Below are 1,208 nucleotides of genomic sequence, written 5' to 3' on the forward strand. Positions count from 1 at the left end.
CTTCAAACGAAAAACACCTCCAATGAATTTGCATACTTAGTATGCGAATTCAGGAGGTGTTTTTTCATGTACCACTATTCGGGTTCACTTCAAATCCTCGGTGGTTTTTTACTTAAACCATCCTTTTTTATAAAACCATGCCATCATTCCGCCGCCAATTAATGCCATTAGAAGAAGACAAATAAAATAACTATATTGTCCACCAAGCTCTGGCATATGCGTAAAGTTCATTCCATATACTCCCGCAATAAATGTTAATGGCATGAAAATAGTCGAGAATACAGTTAATGTTTTCATAATGTTATTCATATGATGTGAGTTTAATGAAAAATAACTATCCCGAATATCCGCCGTTAACTCTCGACTTGCCTCAATCATTTCCGTAAGTTTAAGTAAATGATCATGTATATCTTTAAAATAAATCTCATGATCACTTATACCGTAAAAACGAGTGGAATTCAAAATACGATACAATAAATCACGCATTGGAATAATTGTACGTCTTAACTTAGATAAATCTGCCCTAATATCAAATACTTCTTCTAGCACGGCTCCTGCTGTCTCACCTGTTAAATTATCATCAATCGCATTTAAATGATCTTCAATGTAATATACAGGTGCGAAATAATCATCTACAATTTGATCAGTGATTGTATGTGCTACATGTAAAGGTCCTTTCTTAATCCGCCTCTTCTCACCAAGTGTTTTCCATACTCTTTCAATTGCATTATTATGAGAAAAATGGAAAGAAACAATATAGCGATCACTAACAAACAAATCAATTTCATGTGGTTCTAGCCCATCTTCTCCAAACGCGTGAAGAACTAAAAAGTTATATCCATCATAAAAATCAACTTTTGGCCTCTGTACATATTCTAGACAGTCTTCAATTGCAAGGGGATGGAACTTAAAATGGTCTTGCAGAATATATGTATACTCTTCTTTCGTTGGCTTATATAAATCTAGCCAATACCATACAATATGGTCTTTCTTTGTTTCTTCTAGAGAAACATCATATAATACTTCATCTGTTTTTGTTACTGCACAAATTCTAATCATAATTTCACCCATTATTATTATAAACAAAAAATAGTAAAAAAAGCCAAGGAGAAATTGAAGTGAACCCGAATAGTGGTACATGAAAAAACACCTCCTGAATTCGCATACTAAGTATGCAAATTCATTGGAGGTGTTTTTCGTTTGAAGAC

Annotated in this window: 1 protein-coding gene; it reads right to left on the reverse strand. The window is 33.4% G+C overall.

The genetic code is table 11. The annotated features are described in order from the left end of the window. Positions 1–108: 108 nt before the first annotated feature. The gene (gene corA, locus C4S65_RS33925) at positions 109–1,071 is read right to left on the reverse strand and encodes a magnesium/cobalt transporter CorA (protein WP_002026281.1); all 963 of its coding nucleotides are present in this window, start codon (positions 1,069–1,071) and stop codon (positions 109–111) included. Positions 1,072–1,208: the final 137 nt, after the last annotated feature.

This window comes from Bacillus sp. ok061 (genome assembly GCF_900108285.1).
Classification (GTDB): Bacteria; Bacillota; Bacilli; order Bacillales; family Bacillaceae_G; genus Bacillus_A; species Bacillus_A thuringiensis_S.